The organism is Enterocloster bolteae, from assembly GCF_002234575.2.
Classification (GTDB): Bacteria; Bacillota; Clostridia; order Lachnospirales; family Lachnospiraceae; genus Enterocloster; species Enterocloster bolteae.
Genome location: NZ_CP022464.2, coordinates 1,086,093 through 1,111,263, shown reverse-complemented (window position 1 = coordinate 1,111,263; position 25,171 = coordinate 1,086,093). Strand labels below are relative to the sequence as shown.

Below are 25,171 nucleotides of genomic sequence, written 5' to 3'. Positions count from 1 at the left end.
GCTGTTATCTCCTTATTCAAACGCGCTCTAATATATCACAAAGCAATGGGCCGTCACCACATCCATCCATCTGGCTGTCTCCAGCCTGTTGGTAAATGTGTCCACTGCCCTCATTCCCGGGTAAAAGGACATCTGGTATGCCTTCTTCCAGTCTTTATAGGTCACTTCATATGTAAATGTCTCCGGAAGCTCCACACTGCACCGGGAGAGATTCCCGGCCAGCGCCTTCTTCACTCCCTGGCGGATGGATTCCTCCACCTGCCCCGGCGCCTTGCAGTAAGTGGATGCCCCCAGACCGGTCTTTGTCACGGCCGTGGTAATATCCGGCACCATTTCCCTGGCCAGGCCGCAGATGGTGCTGTCCCCGGACAGGAACAGCACCGGAACCTTGTGTGAAGCAGCTGTGTAGCTGTTCAGCATGAATTCACTCATACAGCTGCCATTTAAACGGATATACAGACTGTTGCCCGTGGAGGTGTGGCTGATGGCAAATCCGGGATTTCCTGCCGGGGCATGGTATCCTATGTACATGACCCCGTCAAAGGAATCATCCAGACCGGACATCATGTTATAAGGGTGACCGCTTTTGCCCCGAATCAGGGTCACGTAGTCCGGCATGCAGAGAGGGTCAATGTTCGTTGCGTCCCCGTGGCCGTCCTTTACCACTATCTCGTCGGCTCCCGCCTCATGGGCAGCCTCACAGGCAGCCACTACTTCCTTTGTCATCTGCTTTGCAAATTCACCGTATGCAGCTTCATTCTTATGAGTCTCATACGCCAGGGCCACCCCTGCGCACCCTTCTATATCTGCACTGATAAAGAGTTTCATCCCTTGTTCTCCTTGATTTTGTCATCATAGAGATGGCAGTATACATAATGGTCGTCGGATACCTGGTAGCGCTCCGGCGCCTTTTTCTTACAGATGTCCATGCACCGGGGGCATCTGGTGTGGAACTTGCAGCCGCTTGGCGGATTTAATGCCGACGGGATGCTTCCCTCCAGTATGATGCGGTCCTTCTTTGCCGTTGGATCCGGTACCGGTACGGCTGACAGAAGGGCCTGGGTGTAAGGATGAAGGGGATTGCTGTACAGCTTGCGCTTGTCCCCCACCTCCACAAAGTTACCCAGATACATGACGCCCACCCGGTCGCTGATATGCTCCACCACGCTCAGGTCATGGGCCACGAATATATAGGTCAGGTTAAACTCCTTCTGAAGCTGGTGCAGCAGGTTTAACACCTGGGCCTGGATGGACACGTCCAGGGCCGACACGGGCTCGTCCGCTATGATCAGCTCCGGCTCAACTGCCAGGGCCCTGGCGATTCCGATACGCTGGCGCTGGCCGCCGGAAAATTCATGGGGATAACGGTTGGCATGGTAATCATCCAGTCCAACCTTTCTCAGAAGCTCCATGACGCGGTCTTCCAGTTCCTTCTTGCTCTTTGTCAGGCCGTGTATGATTAACGGCTCCGCGATGATGTCAAATATAGACATCCTGGGATTCAGGGACGCATATGGGTCCTGGAATACCATCTGGACCTTTTTGCGCACGGAGCGCATCTGCTTTCTGCCATAGGAGGAGATATCTTCACCGGACAGGACGATCTTACCTGCCGTGGGAGTCTCCAGCTTGCAGATTCCCCTTCCCAATGTGGACTTGCCGCAGCCGGATTCGCCTACGATGCCGAACACCTCGCCCTTTCGCACCTCGAAGGAAACGCCGTCCACCGCCTTGACGAATTCACGCCCTTTGCCAAAATCCCCCTTCACAGGATAATACACTTTCATACCTTCAACATTCAGCAGGATATCTGCCATCACGCGTCACCGCCTTTCTTTTCACAGAGCCAGCAGCGGCTCATATGGCCTTCTCCCACGTCGTAGAAGCCGGGTTCTTCCTCCCTGCACTTATCAAAGGCGCAGGAACATCTGGGAGCGAATTTACATCCCTGGGGCATGTACTTTGGATTGGGGACATTGCCCGGTATGGATTCCAGCTCCTCGGCGCACTCTCCCAGCTTGGGAATAGATGCCAGAAGACCCTTGGTATACGGATGGGACGGACTGGCAAAAATGGACCTTACGTCGCCCTTCTCCACCACACGGCCGCTGTACATGACCACCACGTCGTCGCAAACCTCTGCCACCACACCAAGGTCATGGGTGATAAACAGAATGGAGGTTCCTGTTTTCTGCTTCAGATTCTCCATCAAATCCAGAATCTGGGCCTGGATGGTAACGTCCAACGCCGTGGTAGGCTCATCCGCTATGAGGATTTTCGGCTTGCACACCAGCGCCATGGCTATCATGACTCTCTGGCGCTGGCCGCCGGAGAGCTGGAAGGGATATTCCTTCATCATGCGCTCCACCCTGGGAACGCCTGTCAGCTTCAGCATCTCCACTGCCTTGTCCCAGGCTTCCTGCTTGCTTATGTTATTGTGCATCAGGATACATTCCGTTATCTGGTCCCCAATCTTCATGACAGGGTTCAGGCTGGTCATTGGTTCCTGGAAAATCATGGAAATCTTTTCCCCGCGCATCTTCCTGCGCTCCTCATCATCCAGCTTTGTCAAATCGCGGCCTTCAAACAGGATTTCCCCTTCCGCCACCTTTCCTGTGGTTCCCATCAGAAGTCCCATGACGGACAGGGCGGTCACGCTCTTGCCGCTGCCTGATTCTCCCACGATTCCAAGGGTTGTGCCCTCTCTCAGTTCAATATCCACGCCATCTACTGATTTAATCACACCGCTGTCCGTGTAGAAGTAGGTGTGCAGATTCTTAATCTCTAAAATATTATTATTCGTATTCTCCATAAGTCCCACTCCTAATCAGTCAGTTTTGGATCCAGCGCGTCTCTCAGGCCGTCGCCCAGCAGATTGAAGCAGAGCACGGTAAAGAAGATTGCAAGACCCGGAAACAGGGTGATATGCCAGCTTGTCAGCATGTAGTTACGTCCATTGCTCAGAAGCAGTCCCCACTCAGGTGTGGGAGGCTGGGCGCCCATGCCTAAGAAGCTAAGGCTGGAAGCAGTGATGATGGAGGTTCCGATGGACATGGTGTACTGTACGATGATATTGGGAATGGCGCTGGGCAGGATATGCTTGAACAGGATGCGCATGTCGCCGGCTCCGATGTTGCGGGCGGCCTGTACAAACACGCTGTTCTTTGTCTCCAGTGTATTGCCTCTCACCAGACGGGCAAACTTGGGGATATTGAATACCGCAACCGCGATTACCACGTTATACAGTCCGCTTCCCAGGATGGCCACAATGGCAATAGCCAGGATAAGTCCCGGGAAGGCCAGCAGCACGTCGCAGATACGCATGATGATGGAATCAACGATGCCGCCGTAGTATCCGGCCAAAAGTCCCATAATGGTTCCCACAAGCATTCCCACGGTCACTGCAAACAGACCCACGCTGAGGGAAATCCTGGTTCCGCAGATTACCCTGGAAAACAAATCCCTGCCGAACTCATCGGTGCCGAAAAGATGGGCGGCCGTAGGCGGCTGCATAATGGCAGAGTAATCATATTCATTGATGCCGTAAGGGGCAATCTTATAGCTGATAAATGCCAGCACCACAAGAAACACCAGAAATACCATGGCAACCATGGCTGTTTTCTGTTTTTTAAACTTTCTTACAAACTCTGAAAACGGGGTATTGATGTCCGTCTTTTCAGTTAACACTTTATTCTTAGCCATCTTTTGTCGCCCCCTTTTAGCTCAATTGGATTTCCGGATTCAGCACTGCGTACAGTACGTCCACAACCAGGTTAATCAGTACGAAATGCAGGGAAAATATAAGAATCAGCGACTGGATTGCGGGATAATCCCTGTAGTTTACGGATTCAATCAGAAGGGAACCAAGTCCCGGAAACGCGAACACAGTTTCCGTCACAACGGAACCGCCCAGAAGAAAACCGAACTGAAGTCCCACAACCGTCACCACGGATATCATACAGTTACGGAACACATGCTTCCAGATAACCGTCTTTTCCCGCAGGCCTTTGGCCCTGGCCGTACGCACGTAATCCTCCTTCAGCACCTCGATGACAGAGGAACGGGTAAAGCGGGCAATAATGGCCGCAATGCTGACTCCCAGCGTGATGGACGGCAGAATCAGGTTCTTGAAGGAGCCGGCCCCGGTGGTGGGCAGCAGCCTGTACTTGACCGCAAAAACCATGATAAGCATGAACCCAATCCAGAAGGAGGGCATGGATATACCTGAGACAGCCACGGTCATTCCTGTATAGTCCTGCCACTTGCTTCTGTTCCTTCCTGACCATACGCCGATAAGGACGCCTGCAATCACGCTCCAGGTCAGGCTTAAAAGGGTGAGCTGCACCGTATTCATGTAGCGGCCCTGGACCTCAGTCAGCACCGGGCGCTTGGTTCTCAGCGATGTGCCCAAATCCCCCTTTACAAGTCCTGTCACGTAGCTGATATACTGCTGGGGAAGGGGCTTGTTAAGGCCCAGCTGCTCCCTTACCAGTTCCACGTCCTCTTTGGTTGCCTGCGGTCCTGCCACCTGCCTGGCCGGATCTCCGGGAATCAGGCGCACAAAGAAGAATACAAACGTAACTACGATAATCAGGGTTGGTATAACTCCAACAACTCTTTTACATATGTATCTCAGCATATAAACTCTCACCTCTCATATCATTATTGGGTATACACCCTGTATTTTATCTTAAAAAGGTCTGGCAGAGAATCCCCCTCCGCCAGACCCTTAAGCCTTTTATTTCGTCATCTTACCATTTCTGATATTAAGGCAGTTATCTGGGAACATCTTTACATTTACCATCTTATTGGAAGTTGCCCAGGAGTTGAAGTCAGTTGCCAGACATACCAGAGGACTCTCTTCCCAAATCAGGTCCTGAGCCTTGGCATATGCTTCTGCTCTCTTATCACGGTCAGCTGTGTTCAGGCCGTCCTTCAGATATCCGTCTAATTCCTCGTTCTCGAAATAGCAGATATTGTAGCTCATAGGAGGCTCAGACTCTTTTGCCAGCAGAGGACGGATTCCCCAGTCCGCGTCGCCGGTAGAGGATGACCAGCCGATGATGTACATATCAACTTCTGCCTCTGCGCCGGGAGCGTCCGTATCCTGGACCTTCTCGTTTACAATTGCGCTCTCCAGGCTGATAAGCTCAACATCAATACCCACCTCGGCAAGCTGCTGCTTTAAGAACTCGCCCTGCTTCATGTTGGCGGAAGTGTTGGCAAATATCAGGGTTGTCTTAAAGCCGTCCGGATAGCCTGCCTCTGCAAGCAGTGATTTTGCCTTCTCGATGTCGTATGGATAAGGATCATTTCCCTTGTAGTACTGAAGCTTGGGAGCAATGACAGAGGTTCCCGGCTCAGAGTTGCCATTCTTGACAACTGCCACATATGCCTCTTTATTGATAGCATAGTTGATAGCCTGACGGACTTTCTTGTCATTGAATGGTTTCTTCTGGTTGTTCATCATCAGGTAACGGACTACCAGGCCCTGGTCCTGTCCCACGATCACGTTGGGATCGGATTTAAGTCCTGCCAGGTTTTCATCCGGTACAGGCCAGATAAGCTGGGCATCGCCGGACTGAATCATGGCAACCCTGGTGGCGGACTCAGGTACAGGCTTTAAGGTGATGCTCTTGAAGCCGGCGTCCTTGTCAGCCAGAGCCGTGCCGCCGCAGATGTCAGCGTCATAGCCCCACCAGTCCTTGTTCAGCTCAACCGTAAGGTGGTCTCCCTGAATCCACTCTTTAAATGTATACTGTCCTGTGCCAATGGGGGCCTCTGCGCATGCCGTGGAGCCCTGCTCGATTACCTTGGGGCTCATGACCACGCAGGCCGGATGGGCCAGTGTCTCAATGAACGCGCCAAAGGGTGAGGACAGTTTTACTACGATTGTATAATCATCCTGAACCGTAGTGGTATCCAGTATATTACATAACAATGTGGTTCTCTTAAGTCCTAAGGACTTGTCCGCCCAACGGTCAAAGTTGGCTTTGGCCGCCTCTGCGTTCCATGGGGTTCCGTCAGAGAATGTGATTCCCTCTCTCAGCTTGATGGTGAACTCCGTGGCGCTGTCATTGGCCGTATACTCCGTTGCCAGCATGGGAATGATTTTCATTTCGTCGTCAAACCCAAACAATCCGTCCATGATAAGACGCTGAACGCCTCCTGAGAGGGTGTCGCTGGTATCTAACGGATCCAGTGTGGTAAAGTCCACATTGACTGCTCCTATAATATCTGTTTCCTGTGAAACAGACTCTCCCTCCGCAACAGCTGCCGCTGCTGTCGTTTCTTCTGTAGCTGCCGCCCCGCCTGCAGCTGCCGTGGTCGTATCAGTGGTGCCTGATGATGAACCGCATGCCGTCAATCCCAGCATGGCAGCAGCCAGTGCCAGGGCGCACAGCTTCTTTCCGCTTTTCTTCATAGAATATCCTCCTTTTTATGATGATACAAAAAAAGCCTGGAAACCTACAGCTCTCACGCTCATTTCGTAAGCATCCTTGCTTACAATAATTTTACACGTTTCTGTGCTGCCTTGTCAAATAAATCATTCTTTTTTCCGTAAAGCATTCGTTACAATTTAAAATTTAAAGTCATTAGGTTGTTGTATCCTAATTTTTTTGTTATAATTAACCCAATAAGACACAGGAGGATAAAACATGGACAGAAGCCAGCCAAAATACCATGTGCTCATCGTCAGCATCAATTCCAGCATACGCCTTGAATTCCAGAGCTATCTCCACAAGATATTGGGAGCCCATATTGCCTTTGATACAATTGGGCTGGACCAGGTCCAGCGGCCGGAGCAAATCAAGGGATACCAGTGCATCCTTTTTTCCAGCCCCCTGGTCCAGTCAGAATTTCCCATATCCATCCCAAAGGAGGTCATGCAGATTATCTGTACCAGGACCTTCAACCATGCCTGTCTGGACCAAATCATCCGCATACCGCCCGGTGAGCGTGTCTACATAGTAAACGATACCTATGACTCCATTGTCACCATCATGGACCAGCTCAAGGAGGCAGGGGTGGTGCAGTACCGGTTTGAACCCTTTTATCCCGGATGCATCCAGGCCGACGAGTCCATCCACTATGCCATCACCGTGGGCGAGCCCCAGCTGGTTCCCAGCCATATCACCAATGTCATTGATATCGGCAACCGCATCATTGACATCTCCACTGTCAATGAGCTGTGCGAGTACTTTCATCTTCCCGCCAGCCTGTCCAACCAGATTACCAAATCCTATGTGAACAGCATCATGCAGATTGCCAAGCTGACCAGCGCCTATTACCAGGACTACATCTATTCCAGGCAGCTTCTCCAGACCGTTATCAGCAATCTTCCCATAGGCCTGTGCCTTCTGTCGGTCCGCGGGGAAATCAATATGGTCAACCGCAGATTCTCCATGGACCTGGAGCTGCCTGAGACAGGCACCACGGGCCGGAACCTGTCACAGTTTCTGCCCCAGCCCTGCAAAGGCATGGATTTCTGTCACAGTGCGGATTACAAGGTGATGAACCGCAGCGGAAAGCATCTCCTGCTCAGCTCCCTTGAACTGCTGCTGCCCAACCATGAGCCCCTTTACCTGCTCAACAGCACGCCGTGTCCTGTGCTGGCTGACGGGACCGGGGATTACCCGCCTCTCCCTGACCCTGTATTCTCCGACTCCAGATATGCGGACAGCATGTTCACCAGTTTTACCACTGCCTCGGAGCCCATGAAGAATATCCTGGAATATGCCAGAAGGCTCTCCCTCTATGACTTCCCTGTGCTGATTCAGGGAGAGAGCGGCACCCAGAAAAAACTCCTGGCCAGAGCCATACATAAGACATCCTCCAGGAGGCAGCATCCCTTTGTCTGCCTGAATATGCCCATGGGGCTTAATGCGGCCGCAAGGATAAACGGGGTCTCCGGCCCAAATGAAGTTTCCGGCCCGGACAGCGCTCCCGGCCCAGGCGTGCTATCCGATCCGGGCGGGACCTCCTGTCTGTCAGGCGCAGCTCTGACTGTCTCGGATCCTCTCTCCCAGATGTTAGGACTGTTCAAAGAGGCCAACCACGGAACCCTGCTCATTGACAGCGCCGAGTACCTGTCTCCTGAGATTCAGGGACTCCTGATTCACATTCTTCAGGACAACCGGACCGGAAATGTCTTTGGAACCCGCTTCTCCCCCTTTGACGTGCGCATCATCGCCACAGCCGGTCAGGACCTGTACGGGATGGTAAAGCAGGGCACCTTCCGGGAAGAGCTGTTCTTCCTTCTGAATGCGGCCTCCATCGACACCCTGCCTCTCAGGAAACGCAGGGAGGACATTCCCCTGCTCATGGACCAGTTCTTCCGTGAACTGTTCCACAATAAAAGCCTTATGGCCCGCGACCTTTTGTCCCCCAGTCTCTTTGACTTCATGATGGACTACGATTATCCCGGCAATGTCCAGGAGCTATACAACCTGACCCGTTATTTCTTCTCCCACTACGCCGCCCATCCCCTGATACTGGCACAGCTTCCCTCCTATATCAGGAACCAGATGCGAAAGTCCGACCAGGACCACAGTCCGGTCCGCCTCAGGGTGCTGGCTGCCATAGCTGCCTCCCCCCGCATCGGCCGGGGAGCCATAAAAAATGCCCTGGCAGAGGCCGGCGTGGAATTAAGCGACGGCCGCCTGCGGGGGCTGCTGAAAGAATTATCCGAAGAAGGACTTATCCGCATCAACCGCACCAGGGGAGGCTGCGAGATAACAGAACAGGGGCTGATGTCCCTTCGCCATTAATGTTTAAGAATCTGCGGAAGGAACTCCGACAGGCTGTAATACACCTCCCCTGCCAGTCCCCCGGTACGTCCGGCTGCTGTCATGGAATTCAGGATGGCTTCATTGACAGCTTCCGCGGCTGCCTTGAAGGCCACGTTAATCAGATCCTCCCTGATGCAGGTGCTTGTCATGATTTCCGGACTGTCCTTTCCCTGCAGGCGGCCTGCGGTGGTGAACCCAATCATGACCTCACCGCTGCCGTGTCCGGTGTAGGCGCCTGTCCTGGCAATGCCCACACCGGCCCTGCGGATGATGCGCTTTAGCTGACGGTCACTGACAGGCAGATCCGTGGCGATAATGGTCATGATGGACCCCTGGTCCTGTTCTGCGGTGGCCATCTTCCTGCGCCTTTCCTTTTCCTCCAGAATCCGTTGGCCGGCCCGGATGCCGTCTATGACCAGGTCCTCTGTCGCCCCGAAATTGGACTGCACCAGAACCCCCAGCGTGTAATTTACCCCGCCGATTCTCATAACTCTGGAGGCGGATCCGATTCCTCCCTTCAGGCCGTAGCACACAGTTCCCGTGCCTGCGCCCACATCACCCTCCTCAAAATCCTCACCAGCACCGGAAAATGCCTCCATCACATCCTCCATGGACACAGCCCTGTGCTGGATACGGTTAATTCTGCAGTCATTGCACTCACCCACAACCGGGCTTACGGATGTGACCTCCACCTGGTCCTTTTCGCACTGCCTGATGGTATACTCCACCAGGGCGTCGGCTGCCAGCCCCACGTTCAGGGTATTGGTCAGGGCAATGGGCGTCTCCAGGGTTCCCAGCTCCTCCACCTGGACCAGGCCGCAGGTCTTGCCGAATCCATTGTGCACATATCCCGCAGCGATGAACTTGCGTTCAAATACATTTCCCGGTCCCGGCACAATGACCGTGACGCCGGTTTTGTTGTCCCCATTTCTCACTGTCTTATGGCCTACCAGCACGCCAGGCACGTCTGTAATCTTATTTTTAGGTCCGGTTTTCATGACGCCCGGCACAATGCCAAAATCCCTGATTCTTTTTCTCTCCATCTTCTTTCCTCCTCCCACAGCCTCCGGCCTCCATGTGGATTATAGTATTGAATTATAGTATTATGTGCAATACATTATTTATAGAAGAAAAGCCCGCAGAAACGCCTTGTAACTTGCGTCTCTGCGGACTTTCCCATGTACTGGGCCGGCGGGATTCGAACCCTCGAGTGCAGGAGTCAAAGTCCTGTGCCTTACCGCTTGGCGACGGCCCAACAAGCCATATAGTAATCCGGCATGCCAAATTATAATACCATAGAATTTACCGGTTTGCAAGTTTTTGAAACCCACTTTTACAGAATTCCTGTGTTCCGGACCCTTACACCTGCCCCGCCATCTGCCTGCGGATATGTTTCCACCATACCCATGCCAGCAATGCCGCCATTGTCTCCGAAATGGGAAAGGACCACCACAGCGCATCCAGCCCAAACATTGCTGCCAGTATGCAGGCGGCCGGCAGCAGTACAATCAGCTGCCGGAAAAAGGAGATAACCAGGCTTTCCATCCCTCTTCCCAGCGCCTGGAATACGGCGCTGTAAATAACGGAAACAGAGGCGGACAGGTAGCCGAAGCTAATCACCCTCAGCGCCGTCACCCCAATGGACATCATGTGCTCAGAGGCATTAAACATTGCCATTATCTCCACCGCAAAAACCTGGGACAGTACAAAGCCTGCCGCCATGATGGCTGTGGCATATCCCAGGCTGTAATGGATGGCCTTTCGTATGCGCCCAGGTCTTCCCGCCCCCAGATTATATCCGATAATAGGTATCATGCCGTTATTGAGGCCGAATACGGGCATGAAGATAAAACTCTGGATTTTAAAATAGACTCCCATCACTGCCGCGGCTGTGGCCGTGTAGGAAATCAGTATCTGGTTCAGTCCAAAGGTCATGACAGACGCGATGGACTGCATTACAATGGCCGGGATTCCCACCCTGTATATCTGCTTTATGATTCCCATATCCGGCCTGAACCCCCGGAAAACAAACTGCACCTCATGGTTGACCCGCTTGTTAAAATAGACGTTCATCCCCATGCCGGCCAGCTGCCCTGTCACAGTGGCTATGGCTGCCCCGCTGATACCCATTCTGGGAAATCCCAATAATCCGAAAATCAGAATAGGGTCGAGAATTATATTAATAACAGCTCCCGCCCCCTGTGTAATCATGGTATAAATTGTTTTTCCGGTTCCCTGCAATATCCGTTCCAGCACAACCTGCTCCAGCACGCCCACTGAAAAAATCAGGCAAATGGACAGGTACTGTACTCCCAGCTCTATGATTTCTTCTGAATCTGTCTGTAATTTGAAAAACGTCCTGGTGAAAAACAACCCAAACACCAGGAAGAACAGATAGGTAACCAGCATAATGAAAATCCCGTTTACAGCTGTCTTGTTGACGCCTTCCCGGTTTTGTTCCCCCAGATACCGGGACAGCAGGGAATTCACACCCACACCTGTCCCCACTGCCACTCCAATCAGAAGATTCTGCACCGAATATGCCAGCGAAACCGCGGTCAGCGCCTGTTCGCTGATTCTGGCAACGAACAGGCTGTCCACTATATTGTACATGGCCTGGATAATCATGGATATCATAATCGGCAGCGCCATGGTCACCAGCAGACGGTTGACCGGCATGACCCCCATCTTATTCTCCCCGTCTGTCCGGGTCTGTTTTTCTATTTGCCTCATGTTCTCCTCGTTTAAGCGATTGATGAATCCGCCAAATCAGAATCTGTCAAACCGGAATCCGCCAATCCATTTCCCCTCAGTTTTACTATGGTTCCATAGACCGTGCCCGACATGGCCACCGCGTTTGCCTCATCCGTGTCAATATGGGCAGCCGTGGAATAGTGTTCGCTGACCCGGACCACCATGTCCTTAAAAATCAACGACCGGTCATTGATATTTACCTCAAAAGCAACTGTTTCACGGTCAGTCACCCCCAGTCTTTCGGCATCCTCCGGCGTGGTGTGTATGTGGCGTTTTGCCGCAATAACCCCTTCCTTCAGAATAACCGTTCCCCTGGGGCCTTCCAGTACACAGCTGCCGCTTCCCTCCACATCGCCGGATTCCCGTATGGGCGCGCTGACCCCTATGGTCCTGGCATCTGTCAGTGAAATTTCCACCTGGGTGCGCTCTCTCACAGGTCCCAGCACAGACATGGAGAACTTACCCTTAGGTCCAATCACGCTCACCCGTTCCTCGCATGCAAATTGTCCTGGCTGGCTTAACATTTTCTTCACTGTCAGTTCATAGCCTTCCCCAAAAAGTATCTCTAAATGCTCTTTTGATAAATGAATGTGTCTTGCTGATATTTCAATCAATATATTCTGCCCCACAATTATATCCTCCTGACATACTAAATGCTCACTTTTTGAAGCGGATCCGTAAGCGCCTTCATGGGTGGCAGTATTGTTTCATATTGTCTCATGTCTTCTGACATCATATTCCGGAAATGAATCTGGTCATCCTCCGCAAACGGAAGGTGACAAAAAATAATCTCTTTTGTCCGTATGGACTGTGTAAACACCCTGCGCCCCCTGGGAAGATGCAGAAAAAGCGGATTGGCAATCACAGCGTCAAATTCCATTGCTCCTGCCATTTGTTTAAAAAACACGCTGTCATAATCCGAGTCTCCCAGGATCAATACCTTTTTTCCGTCAGCCTCCAGCACATAGCAAAGGTGGCTGACCGTCTCATACTCCCTGCCCGCATGCCTTGAGGGAAAGGCTGTCAGGCTTCCCGTCTCCCACAGACGTATGCTCCGGCACTGGCCCATCGGCAGCTCAATGGCCTCTGTGCTGCATACGCCTGCCTTAAGTTTTGAGGATACGCCATTCGGTGTATCCTCCGGCATCACCAGCATCTCAGGTGCTGCCTCCTGCAAATACCGGTTTACCAGGTCCAAATCAAAATGATCCTCATGAAAATGGGTAAAAGCCACCCATCTGATTCCGTCAAAGGGAGGAATCCTTTTCATGATCTGCTCCCGTATACAGGGAGGCACAGGACTGAACATCCCGTTCTCCTGGCTGTGCAGACCGTCCAGCAGCAGCTTTCGCCCCCCGGACTCCAATAACAAGCCCGCATTGGCCACCAGGGTGATATGGATCGTTCCCATCAGGCGAGACTGCGCATCTGGTACCTTCGGTCTGTTTCATGACCCACCCTCACAAACGTCATGTTTTCAGCCCCAAACGCCCTGGTTATCTCATCCTTTTTCCCGGAAAGCCATTCCTGGTCAAGATTCCGGTAGGATGCATGGTCCTTCCAGAAATAAAGAGACGTCACACGGCCGGGATTGGTTTCGCTCACCCAAATCTGCCACCCGCAAAAGCCATCCAGCCCAGCCAGCTCTTTTGCCATGATTTCATATTCTAATTCCACATAACGTTTTACCTGTTCCGGCCTGATTTGGAATACCAGTTCCTCGATAAAAAGGCCAGGTTCGTTTACTCTCAGTTCCATGTGCGCGCCTCCTTTTCCTGATTACCTGTTTTTTACCGGCGGCATGTGAATGGCTTTTCCCAGGAGATTGGATACCGCCTCGTCAAAGGCCTCTGAGAGCGTGGGGTGCCCGTGCATGACACCGGCTGCCTCCTCCACCGTAAACATTCCGTTCATTGCAATAGCTGCCTCCGCAATCAAATCGCTTGCATTGGGGCCGATGATATGTACCCCTAACAGCCTGGATTTGTCTTTTGCGGCAATCACCTTCACCATACCCTCGGCGTCCCCCATGGTAAGGGCCTTGCCGTTGCCGGAGAACTGGTATTTGCTGGTAATATATTCGATTCCCTGCTCCTTTGCCTGTTCTTCCGATAACCCGATGCTGGACACATCCGGAAAGGTAAAAATGGAATTGGGAATCAGGCTGTAATCCACCTCTGTATTCTCTCCTGCCATGCGCTCAACAGCTGTCTTGCCCTCCTCCGATGCCACATGGGCCAGCATGACGCGTCCTGTCACGTCTCCGATTGCGTAGATTCCCGGCACATTGGTCTCATAATTTTCGTCTACCTTTATTCCTTTGCGGTCATACCGCACTCCCGCGCCATCCAGGTTCAGGCCATCCGCGTCCATTTCACGTCCGGTTGACACAAGAACCTGCCCGCAGGAAAGAACCTGCTTTTTGCCGCCTGCATCCACCTGCACAGACAGATTGTTTCCTTTTTTCTCAATCTTCTCAACCTTAGATCCTGTCATGATTGAAATACCGCGCTTTTCCAGCAGACTCTTTAATCTGGCTGTGATTTCCACGTCCACATTCGGAATAATGTGGGGCATAAACTCCACCACGGTTACCTTTGCGCCAAAGGACTGGTAAATGCCGGCAAATTCAATGCCAATCACTCCTCCGCCGATGATCACGATTTCCTCCGGCACCGTCTTCATATCCAGAGCCTCTTTGCTGGTAATAACGCCCTCCAGGTCCATCCCCTCAATGGGAAGCCTGGATGATTTGGAACCGGATGCAATGAGAATCCGCTTTGTCTCCAGCCGCTTTACAGTGCCGTCCTTGCCGGTCACTTCCACCAGACCGGCTTTTATGATTTTAGCGCAGCCCTTCTCAATGGCCACCTTATTGGACTTCAGCAGATATTCCACTCCTCCGGTCAGCGTCTTTACAATCTTGTTCTTGCGGGCCTGCACCTGCTCCATATCCAGCCTGTATCCGTCAATCTCAATTCCAAATTCCCTGCTGTGGTCCATATAGCCCATTACCTGGGCATTTTTATAAAGCGCTTTTGTGGGAATGCACCCATAATTCAGACAGGTCCCGCCGCATGCGTCCTTTTCTGCAATCACTACCTTCATTCCCAGCTGCGCAGCCCTGATTGCGGCCACATATCCGCCCGGTCCTGCGCCGATTACCACCAAATCCGTACCTGCCATAGTTCCTCCCATCTGACACTCACTCCGTATCAGTACTTATATCCCGACAAATCCGTCTCATTTGTAACACCGTAACGAATTTTCTGACGGGTAAATATGAAATTGCTTTCATGGATTCCCAGTGTCAGAAAATCTGCGTGGGGATGATCCATGTGCCCGAATTCCGATGCATAGCCCGGCGATTTTTGGCCGCCCGCAAATACCATGGAATAATTGATAAAGTATTCATCCAGCATTCCCTGCTGCAGCAAATGGGTGCAGTAGGACGGCGCCTCGATACAGAGCTTTTCCAGCCCCCATTTCTTAAGGGCATACATGAGCACCTTTGTATCGGGGTTCTCTCCCTGGCCCGTCACTATAACCGGGAACGCGTTAAAATCTGTGTAAAGCTCACCCAAATCCGCATGATCCACATCCTCAATTGTCTTAAAGGGCCCAATTACAGGATGCTTCAGCGGGGAATTGGCCATTATGTATTCGGCGCCCCTGGGGGACGTGGCTATCACCAGTTTATACTCTTCCTTTGGGTCTACATCGAAAATATAATGGTCAAAGGGAATATCCGTACCGTCTAACGATACAATCACGCCGCAGGGCTGGTACTTCTTCCCAAGCACTTCCCTGCGCTGCCTGGTCAGACGTTCCTCATATACATGGCAGGTGATGCCCGGTTCACTGAGCAGGGTGCGGGCGCCTATGATGATTCCGTCCGCATAGGCCCGCAGTACATTCAGCACCCAGAAATCTCCCAGGGAGCCGTCCGGGTCCAGAAAGTTATTTTTTGCTATGAGCGGTCCGGAGGGATTATCCCCATAGGCCATTTTGCCGTCCGAAGAAAGCACGATGGAGGAAAATGTATAGGGCCTGTCTGAAGGTGCTTTTGGAAAATAAATATCCGTGTAGTACTGAGCCACATCCGGCATCACCGCTGTCTCGGCAGATTCTTTCCTTATCTGTTCCAAAATCTCATTACTTTTTTTGACAATTTGAATCTTTAAATTCTGTTTTGGTATTTCAAAGAACACTAATTCGTTCATTCATTTCCTCCTATAGCCCCAGGTTTCCAATCTTCCTGCCCCACTGCGTGTTGCCCAGCCCCACTTCGTTTATCAGCTTTTCAGCCGCCTTCTGGGTGGCATATAATACTTTTTCTTCATCAATCATGGTCATGCGCTTGTGCTCCATTACAAACACGCCGTCCACCATGACAGACTCAATATTTGCCTGACTGGAAGAATATACAATTGCGCTGACCGGGTCATGTACCGGTATGGAACGGCCGTGGAAGGGGTCGTAGATTACCAGGTCCGCCTTCATTCCCGCCGCGATTGCCCCCAGATCCCCCTCCCGCATAACTGCCTTTGCGCCTCCCAGGGTTGCCAGTTCCAGAACCCTGGAGGCCGGCATGGCGGCCGCGTCTCTTAAATGTACCTTTTGGAGCAGGGCGGTTGTCTTTAACACCTCCATCATATCCTGGGTATCGTTGCTGGCTGAGCCGTCGCAGGCAAGGCTGACTGTCAGCCCTTCCTTTACCATCCTCTCAACCGGAGCCACGCCGGAGGCAAGAATCATGTTGGACACCGGATTGTGGCTGACCTTCACATCATACTGTTTGAAGATGTCAAAGTCCTCCTCTTCCATGCAGACACAGTGCACCGCGATAAAATCAGGTCCGATAAATCCCAGGCGTTCCAGATGGGGTATGGTCCTTCCTCCCCTTACTTCCCTGCAGTACTTATCGTCATCCTCTGATTCCAGCACATGCATGGTAAGGGGAATATGCATCTCATCGGCCATTTTGCGCATCTCCCGGTAGCCGTCATCCGTGTTGTCCCAGATGATGCCCGGCGCCAGGGCAACGCTCATTCTGCTGTGCCCTTCATACTTTTTGTACAGACGCCTCACATCGTCAAACATATCCTGTTCCGTATCGTGATGGGCCACCTTAAATTCCGGCGGGAAATTTGCGGTATTGGTGAAGCCCCGGCCGTATATGCCGCGTATTCCGATATCCTCCATGGCCTGGGTCACATAATCGCTGAGACCCGGGCTGGTATGGCAGTACATATAGTCCAATAGGGTGGTGGTGCCTGACTGAATGGCTTCCATACATCCTGTCAGGGCAGCGTAGTAACACATTTCCCCGTCAAACCGGTGCAGGGCCGTACGCACGGAGCTGTCCAGCCAGTCAAACAAAAGTTTATCCCTGCCCAGGCCCTTTAACATGGTCTGGAACAAATGGGAGTGGGTGCTTATCATGCCCGGAAATACGAACTTTCCCTTTGCGTCAACCACCCTGGAGGCTTCGTAGCAGGATGCCAGTTCCCCGCCTCCAACCGCTGTAATCTTGTCTTTATCAATCACAATGCATCCATTGCTGATTATGTTTCTGTCATGATCCATTGTTATGATATATGCATTTTTAATCATAACGTCTGCTTTTTTCATATGGCTTTCCTCCTGTTGGCGCGCAGATAGCGGGAATGAATATTTAAGGACTTTTTAAACCCATTTAAAATCCTGCAGGCTGGCTGTCACTTCTTTCAGGAATCTTGCCGCCGGCGCTCCGTTGACAATGCGGTGGTCATGGGTAAGGCTGAAGTTCATGACGGATGCGGGATAGAAGCCTCCGTCCTTTACCATCAGCTTCTCGATAATGGCTCCAACGCCTAAAATTGCTGATTCCGGAACATTTAATACAGGGGTAAAATAGGTGATTCCAAACATGCCCAGGTTGGTGATGGTAATGGTCGCGCCGCCCAGCTGGTCGGATGTAAGCTTATTGTCCTTAGCCCGCTGGGTAAGGTCTGATAATTCCAGGCAGATTGTGCGCAAATCCTTCATATTTGCATCGCGGATCACAGGCACAATCAGACCGCCCGGGATATCCACCGCAACGCCGATGTGAATACGGCTGCTGATTTTAATATGGGTCTCGTCTGCCATGGTGCTTCTCAGAGCCTTGTGGTTCTCCAATGCCATGGCCACTGCCTTTATCAGCATGGCGGTATAGCTCAGCTTCACTCCTGCATTGGTATATTTTCCCTTTAACTGTTTGTATACCCTGACCAGTTCCGTTATTTCCGCCTCTGTGGCTATGGTGGCCTGGGCGGTTGTCAGCAGACTGTTCTGCATGGCTTTTGCGATCGCGGTCTCCATGGTGCTCATCTTGACAATGACATCCTCGCCTTCACAGGGCCGTGTATCAAAGACTGCCTTAGGCGCTGCGGCCGGGGCAGATGCGGTTGACGGACCGGATGCCGGGGCGGATGCAGATGCCAGGCCGGATGCTGATGCCGGACCGGACGCTGATGACGGGACGGACGCCGATGACGGAGCAGCTGATACAGAGGCGGCGCTTGCCGGGTCCTTCCTGGGAATTCCATGTTTCTTCAAATCTGAAATTGTGATTGCGCCTAACAGGCCGGTTCCCTGGATGTGGGAATATTCAAGCCCCTGCTCCTCTGCTACCTTTTTGGCCCGCGGCGTGATTTTAATATCGGCCGGGGCGGCCTTTTCCGGGACAGGGGATGCTGCAGCCGCCTGCTCTGCGCTGTCCGCAAAAGCGCCCCCTTCACTCTGGCCTCCCCCGCACTCCGCCGATATATCCTCGTCCGCCGTGTCCGCCAGAACCGCTATGGCCTCCCCGCAGGCAGCCTCCTCCCCTTCGGGAAGCAGGATTTTGCGGAGAATCCCGTCTTTGGGTGCTTCGCACGTATTGGTGATTTTATCTGTTGTTATTTCTGCCAGGGCGCTGCCTTTTGTGACAGAAGCCCCTTCTTCCACCAGCCAGGAGCCCAGGACTCCTGTCTCCATTGACAATCCGAATTTGGGCATAATTACTTTTGTAACCATATGTATTTCCTCTCAATCTCCACTTGTGGCTATATTTAATATTCCATCAATTCCCGGCAGGTTTTTACCAGATCATCCAGCTGCGGCAGTACGTAATCCTCCAGCACCGGCGCGTACGGTACCGGGGAATCCAGGGAGGTAACCCGTTTAATGGGCGCGCATAAATACTCAAACACATCCTCGCTTATCATGGCGGAAAGTTCGGCTCCCCAGCCCCCGCATTTGGGACCTTCCTGCGCCAGAATGATGCGGCCTGTTTTTGCCACGGATTTCTGGATCGTGTCCTTGTCATAAGGATAAATGGTTCTCGGGTCAATGATTTCCACGCTGACCCCTTCCTTTGCCATGATGTCCGCCGCCTTATGGGCTTTGTCAAGCATGATTTGGGTTGCTACGATTGTGATGTCGCTTCCCTCTCTCTCCACCTCAGCCTCGTACAGAGGAATCTCATACATCTCTTGAGGCACCTCTCCCTTTACATTATAAAGGGTCTTATGCTCTAAAAAGAGAACCGGGTTATCACTTTTAATTGCGGAGATCAGCATTCCCTTTGCCTCATAAGGGGTGGTGGGGCATACGACCACAAGTCCGGGGGTGTTCATGAACCAGGATTCCACACATGCGGAGTGATGGTAAGCACACCGGATTCCTCCGCCCTGTACGGCACGCACCGTTATACCGCAGTGTGCCTTTCCCTGATACATGAAGTTTAACTTTGCGGCGTTGTTTGTCAGCTGGTCAAAGCAAACCCCTAAAAAGTCCGCAAACATGATTTCCGGTACTGGCTTTAACCCGCACACAGCGGCCCCGCAGGATAAACCCAGAATTGCGGACTCCGATAATGCCGTATCCTTGATGCGGTTCGGCCATTTCTCCCAGATTCCCTTTGTGATTCCGAAATCTCCGCCCATCTTTGCCACATCTTCGCCTAATATAAATACTCTTTCATCTGCTCCCATCATCTGATGCAGCGCTTCATTGATTGCCATTCCATAAGAAAGTTTTCTGCCCATTATCTTAATTCCACCTCTCTATCAGCATATGTATATGTTGTTGCAGTCTCAATTCCCGGATACTCACTCTCCAGAGAGAATTTAAGCATCTCCTGCACATGTTTTTCTTCTTCCTCTTCAACCGCCTGGAGCACAGCCGGCTCAACCTGCTCCCTCTCAAGGAGGATTGCCTTGGTAAGCTTCAGGGGATCCCTGTCATTGACCCAGTAAGATACCTCGTCCTCCGGGCGGTAAGCGGCGGGATCGCCTGCGAAATGTCCCTGCCAGCGGTATGTCATAAATTCCAGTACAGTGGGGCCCTCGCCCTTTCTGGCGCGGTCCGCGGCCTTTTCCACTGCCTCGATGACTGCCTCGATGTCATTTCCGTCCAGGCGGAAGCTGGGTACTTCGTATCCCTCGCCCCATGTTTTTAACTCCTTCTGGGGATGGGCTTCCTCGTAGCGCGTGGATATGGCGTATCCGTTATTTACCAGACAGTAGATAATGGGAAGCTTCCAGGTGGCCGCCATATTCATGCTCTCATGGCAGGTTCCCTCTCCCAGTGTTCCGTCTCCGAGGAATACTGCCGTTACGTCATCCGTCCCATTGTACACAGAGGCAAATGCAGTTCCCAGACAGGTCACCATGGTGGAGCCCTGGATTCCGTTAAATCCCATGTTCCTGCACTCCAGGTCATTGACATGCATGGAGCCGCCCCGTCCGTGGTTGATTCCTGTCTCCTTTGCAAATATCTCAGCCATCACTAATTTAGGGTCTGTTCCGCACAGAGCAATGGCTCCGTGTCCCCTGTGATCCGGGAACTTATAATCTGTCTTTTTCAGGGCGTCCACCACACCTGCCTGACACGCTTCCTGGCCAATGGACAGATGTACGAATCCGGGAATCGTTCCGTTTGCAGCATACTCCTCAATTACCTCCTCAAATCTGCGGATCATTACCATGTCCCGGTATACCTTCAGAAGCCGTTCTTTACTTAGTGCCATTTTATTTCCTCCTAATCCTCTTCTTCGCCATTGCGTATTTAAATTAATATAAAAATGACTTTTCCAATACCTTGTAATTTATTTCTCCCCCGCAGAATGCCTTTCCCGTATTAATATTGTGAATCTGCACCCTTCCCAGGGAATGCACATCGTGATCAACATAGAAGAAGTCTCTTCCCGCTTTCTCAAACACATCCTCAAATAATTGCCCGTAGCAGGGAGACGAAGTCTTGCCCACCAGCCCCGGAATCACCTTCTCAATGGCCTCGTCTGATGCATCCACCCAGATTTCCACGCTGCTGCCGTAGATAAGGGCGTCATTGATACGGCCCATTGACTTCATTTCATCCTTAACAATGGGGGCTATGGGGGCAGTTCCCCGGATCATCACAATCTGTCCCGCGTCAAATCCCTTCTCAAACATCTTGTGGCAGGTCTGTTCCAGCATCCTGCCCGACACCTGGATGGAGGCAACCACGCAGGTACTGTCGGAAATAAGGATATACGTATCCTCCGGCTTAACGTTACAGGCCTTTGCCACCTCCATGGCCATCTGGTCCGTGGGATACTTCACATCCTGCAGGCACAGCACTGCCTCGTTATTTTCTTCCCTGTAATCCGTCATCTCAAAGTACCAGTCTGAGTCCACATGGGCGATGGACCTGGCAGGGCCGGAACCAATGGTTGCGAATTCCCCGTCACCCAGTTTCCATCCTGCTATCTGGGATGCCATGCAGGCAATAAGAGGCTTGTTGACCAGCACTTCCACCGAAGCAAAGGTATAATCCTCATTGAGCCTGAATTCCCCAAGGGTAACCGTGCTCATATCTCCCATGGAGGCCCTTGTGAACAGAACCCCTGCCTTCCAGCTTCCCTCACAGTTAATTCCCATGTCAATGAGGGTTGCCCCGCAGTCCATTTTGATCACCTTACACCCAAGGGCGTCCGCGTCCTCTATAATCTCCCGTACTACTTTCATTGCTTTTGCGTTAATATTCAGCATGTATGATCCTCCGTGTTTTATTTCATCCTGCTTATAGTTCAACCTGCTTATAACTCAACCTGCTTATGATTTCTTTCCAAACACATCAATGGCCGCTCCCATAATCGGGGCCGCTGCGTCCGATGCCAGAAATGTCACCACTTCCGCCACATCCTCCACCTGGAGCATGGAATCCAAATCAATAGTCACTGCCTGATCGCTGTCCATCCGTTCCCTTGTATGCTCCGTATTGGTCATTCCCAGGTATATGGCATTCACATTGATTCCGTATTGCTTGACTTCCTCGGACAGCGTATGGGTGAAGCTTACGATTCCGCCTTTTGATGCTGCGTACGCGCCAAATCCGGGAAAGAAGTGTTTGGCGGCCGAGGAACTGATGTTGATGATTTTTCCGTACCGGTTCCGTATCATGGCCGGCAGGACTGCCTTTGTGCAGAAAAAGGTTCCGTTGAGATTAATGGAAATCTGGCTCAGCCATTCCTCGTTTGATGTCTCAACCACGGGAACCGACTTGTGATAGGCCGCATTATTGACAAGCACATCCACACTTCCCGCTTCCTGTTCAATTTCCCTGAAGCACTGCTCCACCTGTTCGGGCACCGCGATGTCGCAGACTTTCACAAGGGCCCGGCCGCCCTCTTTCCTGATTTCCTCTGCAACCGCCTGCAGCTTGCCTCCGGTCCTTCCTATCAGGACTGCGACAGCGCCCTCTTTGGCAAATGCCTTTGCAAAACCCGCGCCCAGCCCCTGGCCCGCGCCTGTGATTGCCGCTACTTTATCTTCAAATCTCATAAGGTGATTCCATCCCTTCTTTCAACTGTCTCATGTTCCCGGGCCAGGAGTTCAAGCACTGTATCCGGTTTTAACGGCAGACGGTGCACCTCACATCCGATTGCATTGGCCACAGCATTTGCAATTGCCCCGGCTGAGGGTACCACCGAACACTCCCCGATGCTCTTTGCCCCATATGGCCCGGTGGGTTCTGTCTCCTCCACCAGTCCCACCTTGATAGGCGGCATCTCACCGGCATTCATAATATGGTACTGCTTAAAGGTAGTGTTTTTTACCTTTCCCCCGCTGTCAATTATGATTCCCTCTGAGAGTGCGTATCCAAGTCCCATCTGCACCGCGCCTTCGATCTGGCCTTCCACAGACATGGGATTGAGCGCCTTCCCCACATCGTGCACCGCCGTATATTCCAGGACCTTTACCCCGCCGGTCCGGGTATCCACCGATACCTTTACAAAATGTGCGCCGTAAGACATGGCCAGGGCATAGGAGGCAAATGTGTCCGCACAGCATATATCCCTCTGGTTCACTTTCCTTGCGTGCGTGATGACTTCCTCCAGGGAGGCCTTCTTTTCAGGATTGTTCCTCACACAAACCCCGTTGTCCTTCAGTTCCAGATTCTGCTGTTCCTCTTCCAGCAGCTGGGCCGCCTCTTTCAGCAATTCCTGCCTGATTTTCCCTGCCGCCTTCACAGCGGCATTGCAGCTCACATACGTACCTCTGCTGGAATAATTTCCCAAATCATACATGGTGGCATCTGTATCCGCCTGTATACACTCTATCCGGTCCATGCTGATTCCCAGCTCCTGGGCCACTGCCTGGGCCTGGGTTGTCACGGAACCATTGCCCATGTCGCTGACCCCGGTGAACATGACAACCGAACCATCTTCATTCATTTTAAGTATCACGCCGGTTGTGTCCGGACACACGCCGTACACTCCGTTTCCGTGGGTGGCCGCTGCCATTCCCACTCCAATCCGGTACCTGCCCTTTGCCGCCCCGGATTCTTCCTGTTCCTTCACCGCCTCCTCCCAGCCGAACAGCTCCATCCCCTTTTTCACACAGTCAATGGGTCTTGCATTTCCATGCCTCTGCCCGTTCCTCTGGTCAAACCCATCCGGTTCAACCAGGTTTTTTAACTGCATGTCAATGATGCTTATATGTAAGTCTCTGGCAATCTTATTCATCTGGCACTGCTGGGCAAAGAACTCCTGTGGAGATCCAAAGCCCCTCATGGCACCTGCAATGGGAGTGTTGGTATAAACCGGAGTGGCCCTGAACCGGATATTAGGCGTCTTGTGGTTTTTAAAAAACTTACCGCTCATGGCCCACACAATGCTCATGGTCCCGCCCGCATATGCCCCGGCATTGATTATGACCTGCATATCCTGGGATATAATGGTCCCGTCTTTTTTAACACCGGTCTTAATCTTTATTTCCATTCCGTGTCTGGTCCTGGACGACACAATATCCTCCCGCCTGTTGTAAACCAGCTTTACCGGGCGCCCTGTTTTCATGGCCAGCAGGGCTGTCACAGGCTCTGTTATTGTATCTATTTTTCCTCCGAACCCGCCGCCCATGCCGGGATTTACCACGCGCACCCTGCTCATGGGAAGTCCGAAAATCCTGCTGAGGTTCTTCCTGTATCCGAACACATCCTGGCTGGGCGTATAGACCGTCAGCTTGCCGCTGCTGTCATAAACCGCAATGGATGCATGTGTCTCAATGGCGCTGTGGTGGATGGCAGGCGTGGAATAGGTATCTTCATATATATAATCCGCTGCCTTAAAGCCCGCTTCCACATCGCCGGCCCCCATATCCACCGGAAAAATAATATTACTTTCACCGTGAATGGGATACGCGCCTTCCTTCAGGGCCTCTCCGGGGTCAGTATAAAAGGGAAGTTCCTCATATTCCACCTGGATTAACTTCACTGCCTGCTCGGCAATCTTTACCGTATCCGCCGCCACGGCCGCCACCTTATCTCCCACATACCGAACCGTATCATCAAATACCCGTTCCGTTTTGTGACCGTCAATCTCTTCCCCGCAGCTGTTATACTTTGTGTCCGGGGCGTTTAAATAGCACACCACTCCGCGGACGCCCTCCAGTGCCTCTGCCCTGCTTGTATCAATCTTCTTTATCCTGGCATGGGGCACAGGGCTGAACAATATTTTAGCGTGGAGCATTCCGGGGAACTCCAGGTCAGCCGTATATTTAAACTGCCCGGTTACCTTCATGGCCGCGTCGCGGACCGGTATGCTCTGTCCTATGATTCCCATTCAGCGCTCCTCCTTCTTTCCCCCGGCCTTTGCCTCCATCATCCGCCTTGCGGCCAGTCTGATTGCCTCCACAATCTTAACGTATCCCGTGCATCTGCACAGGTTATTGGAGATGCCGTTGTTCCTGATTTCCTCCTCTGTCGGATTCTCAATCCGATCCAGAAGAGCCTTGGCTGACATCACCATTCCCGGGGTGCAGTATCCGCATTGTACTGCCCCGGCGTCGATAAACGCCTGCTGAATAGGGTGCAGATCCGTGCCGTTTGAAAGGCCTTCTATGGTCTCAATCTTCTTTCCTTCCAGGTTCCGCGCAAGCACCAGACAGGAATTCACCGCTTCTCCGTCAATGATAACTTTGCAGGCCCCGCAGTCTCCGGTGCTGCATCCGCACTTTGCGCCTGTCAATCCCAAAACCTCCCGCAGCACGAATAGCAGGGTCCAGTTTTTTTCTATGCTGACTTGTGTTTTCTTTCCGTTTATATCCAGACTTACCTGTTCCATTGTCTCACTCCCA

General features: G+C 52.1%; 22 protein-coding genes and 1 tRNA gene. 1 reads left to right on the top strand and 22 read right to left on the bottom strand.

Going from position 1 to position 25,171, the window contains the following annotated elements:
- Nucleotides 1–27 precede the first annotated feature (27 nt).
- The 6 genes from CGC65_RS05205 to CGC65_RS05180 form a co-directional block, all read right to left on the bottom strand.
- Entirely contained in the window at nucleotides 28–828 is an 801-nt protein-coding gene (locus tag CGC65_RS05205; RefSeq protein WP_002567985.1) for a M55 family metallopeptidase, read from the bottom strand.
- Nucleotides 825–1,817, bottom strand: coding sequence for an ABC transporter ATP-binding protein (locus tag CGC65_RS05200; protein WP_002567986.1), 993 nt, complete (start codon nucleotides 1,815–1,817; stop codon nucleotides 825–827). Before CGC65_RS05200 ends, CGC65_RS05205 begins: the two co-directional genes overlap by 4 nt.
- Nucleotides 1,817–2,812: an ABC transporter ATP-binding protein gene (locus CGC65_RS05195; RefSeq protein WP_002567987.1), complete on the bottom strand. Its 996-nt coding sequence runs from the start codon at nucleotides 2,810–2,812 to the stop codon at nucleotides 1,817–1,819. The genes CGC65_RS05200 and CGC65_RS05195 overlap by 1 nt, the downstream gene beginning before the upstream one ends.
- Nucleotides 2,813–2,823: 11 nt before the next feature.
- On the bottom strand, nucleotides 2,824–3,702 hold the full coding sequence (locus CGC65_RS05190; protein WP_002567988.1) for an ABC transporter permease subunit: 879 nt from the start codon (nucleotides 3,700–3,702) through the stop codon (nucleotides 2,824–2,826).
- Between the two features lie 16 nt (nucleotides 3,703–3,718).
- Complete coding sequence (locus CGC65_RS05185; protein WP_002567989.1) at nucleotides 3,719–4,639, bottom strand: ABC transporter permease subunit; 921 nt, start codon at nucleotides 4,637–4,639, stop codon at nucleotides 3,719–3,721.
- Nucleotides 4,640–4,738: 99 nt separating this feature from the next.
- On the bottom strand, nucleotides 4,739–6,424 hold the full coding sequence (locus CGC65_RS05180) for a glutathione ABC transporter substrate-binding protein (protein WP_002567990.1): 1,686 nt from the start codon (nucleotides 6,422–6,424) through the stop codon (nucleotides 4,739–4,741).
- Between the two features lie 235 nt (nucleotides 6,425–6,659).
- Here CGC65_RS05180 and CGC65_RS05175 point away from each other — a divergent pair, with 235 nt between their 5' ends.
- A complete protein-coding gene (locus CGC65_RS05175) occupies nucleotides 6,660–8,771 on the top strand; it encodes a sigma 54-interacting transcriptional regulator (RefSeq protein ID WP_002567991.1) in 2,112 nt (703 codons plus the stop codon).
- Here CGC65_RS05175 and CGC65_RS05170 read toward each other — a convergent pair.
- The 16 genes from CGC65_RS05170 to CGC65_RS05095 all read right to left on the bottom strand — a co-directional run bounded on the left by CGC65_RS05170 (nucleotide 8,768) and on the right by CGC65_RS05095 (nucleotide 25,158).
- Nucleotides 8,768–9,835: a P1 family peptidase gene (locus CGC65_RS05170; RefSeq protein ID WP_002567992.1), complete on the bottom strand. Its 1,068-nt coding sequence runs from the start codon at nucleotides 9,833–9,835 to the stop codon at nucleotides 8,768–8,770. The genes CGC65_RS05175 and CGC65_RS05170 overlap by 4 nt on opposite strands.
- Before the next feature lie 140 nt (nucleotides 9,836–9,975).
- Nucleotides 9,976–10,047: transfer RNA gene (locus CGC65_RS05165), tRNA-Gln, on the bottom strand.
- A gap of 104 nt (nucleotides 10,048–10,151) precedes the next feature.
- Entirely contained in the window at nucleotides 10,152–11,525 is a 1,374-nt protein-coding gene (locus CGC65_RS05160; protein WP_002567993.1) for an MATE family efflux transporter, read from the bottom strand.
- An 11-nt stretch (nucleotides 11,526–11,536) separates the two neighbouring features.
- Entirely contained in the window at nucleotides 11,537–12,175 is a 639-nt protein-coding gene (gene pduL, locus CGC65_RS05155; RefSeq protein ID WP_002567994.1) for a phosphate propanoyltransferase, read from the bottom strand.
- A gap of 20 nt (nucleotides 12,176–12,195) precedes the next feature.
- Nucleotides 12,196–12,957, bottom strand: coding sequence for an MBL fold metallo-hydrolase (locus CGC65_RS05150; RefSeq protein WP_002567995.1), 762 nt, complete (start codon nucleotides 12,955–12,957; stop codon nucleotides 12,196–12,198).
- Complete coding sequence (locus CGC65_RS05145; protein ID WP_002567996.1) at nucleotides 12,957–13,304, bottom strand: antibiotic biosynthesis monooxygenase; 348 nt, start codon at nucleotides 13,302–13,304, stop codon at nucleotides 12,957–12,959. The genes CGC65_RS05150 and CGC65_RS05145 overlap by 1 nt, the downstream gene beginning before the upstream one ends.
- 21 nt (nucleotides 13,305–13,325) lie before the next feature.
- A complete protein-coding gene (lpdA, locus tag CGC65_RS05140) occupies nucleotides 13,326–14,744 on the bottom strand; it encodes a dihydrolipoyl dehydrogenase (RefSeq protein WP_002567997.1) in 1,419 nt (472 codons plus the stop codon).
- 17 nt (nucleotides 14,745–14,761) lie between these two features.
- Complete coding sequence (locus CGC65_RS05135) at nucleotides 14,762–15,769, bottom strand: dihydrofolate reductase family protein (RefSeq protein WP_002567998.1); 1,008 nt, start codon at nucleotides 15,767–15,769, stop codon at nucleotides 14,762–14,764.
- A gap of 10 nt (nucleotides 15,770–15,779) precedes the next feature.
- On the bottom strand, nucleotides 15,780–17,180 hold the full coding sequence (locus CGC65_RS05130) for an amidohydrolase family protein (RefSeq protein ID WP_002567999.1): 1,401 nt from the start codon (nucleotides 17,178–17,180) through the stop codon (nucleotides 15,780–15,782).
- A 54-nt stretch (nucleotides 17,181–17,234) separates the two neighbouring features.
- Entirely contained in the window at nucleotides 17,235–18,587 is a 1,353-nt protein-coding gene (locus CGC65_RS05125; protein ID WP_002568000.1) for a dihydrolipoamide acetyltransferase family protein, read from the bottom strand.
- 35 nt (nucleotides 18,588–18,622) lie between these two features.
- On the bottom strand, nucleotides 18,623–19,600 hold the full coding sequence (locus CGC65_RS05120; protein WP_002568001.1) for an alpha-ketoacid dehydrogenase subunit beta: 978 nt from the start codon (nucleotides 19,598–19,600) through the stop codon (nucleotides 18,623–18,625).
- Nucleotides 19,600–20,583 carry a thiamine pyrophosphate-dependent dehydrogenase E1 component subunit alpha gene (locus tag CGC65_RS05115; RefSeq protein WP_002568002.1) on the bottom strand — a complete coding sequence of 328 codons (984 nt, stop codon included), beginning with the start codon at nucleotides 20,581–20,583 and terminating at the stop codon, nucleotides 19,600–19,602. The genes CGC65_RS05120 and CGC65_RS05115 overlap by 1 nt, the downstream gene beginning before the upstream one ends.
- 43 nt (nucleotides 20,584–20,626) lie before the next feature.
- Nucleotides 20,627–21,586, bottom strand: coding sequence for a methenyltetrahydromethanopterin cyclohydrolase (gene mch / locus CGC65_RS05110; protein WP_002568003.1), 960 nt, complete (start codon nucleotides 21,584–21,586; stop codon nucleotides 20,627–20,629).
- A gap of 63 nt (nucleotides 21,587–21,649) precedes the next feature.
- A complete protein-coding gene (locus CGC65_RS05105) occupies nucleotides 21,650–22,378 on the bottom strand; it encodes an SDR family NAD(P)-dependent oxidoreductase (protein WP_002568004.1) in 729 nt (242 codons plus the stop codon).
- Entirely contained in the window at nucleotides 22,375–24,657 is a 2,283-nt protein-coding gene (locus CGC65_RS05100; RefSeq protein ID WP_002568005.1) for a xanthine dehydrogenase family protein molybdopterin-binding subunit, read from the bottom strand. The genes CGC65_RS05105 and CGC65_RS05100 overlap by 4 nt, the downstream gene beginning before the upstream one ends.
- Nucleotides 24,658–25,158, bottom strand: coding sequence for a (2Fe-2S)-binding protein (locus CGC65_RS05095; protein WP_002568006.1), 501 nt, complete (start codon nucleotides 25,156–25,158; stop codon nucleotides 24,658–24,660).
- Nucleotides 25,159–25,171 lie beyond the last annotated feature (13 nt).

What these genes read in the sequence shown, in the direction of transcription:
- mch (WP_002568003.1), bottom strand. Translation starts at nt 21,586, where the DNA reads ATGCTGAATATTAACGCAAAAGCAATGAAAGTAGTACGGGAGATTATA.
- CGC65_RS05095 (WP_002568006.1), bottom strand. Translation starts at nt 25,158, where the DNA reads ATGGAACAGGTAAGTCTGGATATAAACGGAAAGAAAACACAAGTCAGC.
- CGC65_RS05180 (WP_002567990.1), bottom strand. Translation starts at nt 6,424, where the DNA reads ATGAAGAAAAGCGGAAAGAAGCTGTGCGCCCTGGCACTGGCTGCTGCC.
- CGC65_RS05150 (WP_002567995.1), bottom strand. Translation starts at nt 12,957, where the DNA reads ATGGGAACGATCCATATCACCCTGGTGGCCAATGCGGGCTTGTTATTG.
- CGC65_RS05175 (WP_002567991.1), top strand. Translation starts at nt 6,660, where the DNA reads ATGGACAGAAGCCAGCCAAAATACCATGTGCTCATCGTCAGCATCAAT.
- lpdA (WP_002567997.1), bottom strand. Translation starts at nt 14,744, where the DNA reads ATGGGAGGAACTATGGCAGGTACGGATTTGGTGGTAATCGGCGCAGGA.
- CGC65_RS05105 (WP_002568004.1), bottom strand. Translation starts at nt 22,378, where the DNA reads ATGAGATTTGAAGATAAAGTAGCGGCAATCACAGGCGCGGGCCAGGGG.
- CGC65_RS05190 (WP_002567988.1), bottom strand. Translation starts at nt 3,702, where the DNA reads ATGGCTAAGAATAAAGTGTTAACTGAAAAGACGGACATCAATACCCCG.
- CGC65_RS05125 (WP_002568000.1), bottom strand. Translation starts at nt 18,587, where the DNA reads ATGGTTACAAAAGTAATTATGCCCAAATTCGGATTGTCAATGGAGACA.
- CGC65_RS05170 (WP_002567992.1), bottom strand. Translation starts at nt 9,835, where the DNA reads ATGGAGAGAAAAAGAATCAGGGATTTTGGCATTGTGCCGGGCGTCATG.
- CGC65_RS05115 (WP_002568002.1), bottom strand. Translation starts at nt 20,583, where the DNA reads ATGGCACTAAGTAAAGAACGGCTTCTGAAGGTATACCGGGACATGGTA.
- CGC65_RS05160 (WP_002567993.1), bottom strand. Translation starts at nt 11,525, where the DNA reads ATGAGGCAAATAGAAAAACAGACCCGGACAGACGGGGAGAATAAGATG.
- CGC65_RS05135 (WP_002567998.1), bottom strand. Translation starts at nt 15,769, where the DNA reads ATGAACGAATTAGTGTTCTTTGAAATACCAAAACAGAATTTAAAGATT.
- CGC65_RS05120 (WP_002568001.1), bottom strand. Translation starts at nt 19,600, where the DNA reads ATGGGCAGAAAACTTTCTTATGGAATGGCAATCAATGAAGCGCTGCAT.
- CGC65_RS05200 (WP_002567986.1), bottom strand. Translation starts at nt 1,817, where the DNA reads ATGGCAGATATCCTGCTGAATGTTGAAGGTATGAAAGTGTATTATCCT.
- CGC65_RS05185 (WP_002567989.1), bottom strand. Translation starts at nt 4,639, where the DNA reads ATGCTGAGATACATATGTAAAAGAGTTGTTGGAGTTATACCAACCCTG.
- CGC65_RS05130 (WP_002567999.1), bottom strand. Translation starts at nt 17,180, where the DNA reads ATGAAAAAAGCAGACGTTATGATTAAAAATGCATATATCATAACAATG.
- CGC65_RS05100 (WP_002568005.1), bottom strand. Translation starts at nt 24,657, where the DNA reads ATGGGAATCATAGGACAGAGCATACCGGTCCGCGACGCGGCCATGAAG.
- CGC65_RS05205 (WP_002567985.1), bottom strand. Translation starts at nt 828, where the DNA reads ATGAAACTCTTTATCAGTGCAGATATAGAAGGGTGCGCAGGGGTGGCC.
- CGC65_RS05195 (WP_002567987.1), bottom strand. Translation starts at nt 2,812, where the DNA reads ATGGAGAATACGAATAATAATATTTTAGAGATTAAGAATCTGCACACC.
- CGC65_RS05145 (WP_002567996.1), bottom strand. Translation starts at nt 13,304, where the DNA reads ATGGAACTGAGAGTAAACGAACCTGGCCTTTTTATCGAGGAACTGGTA.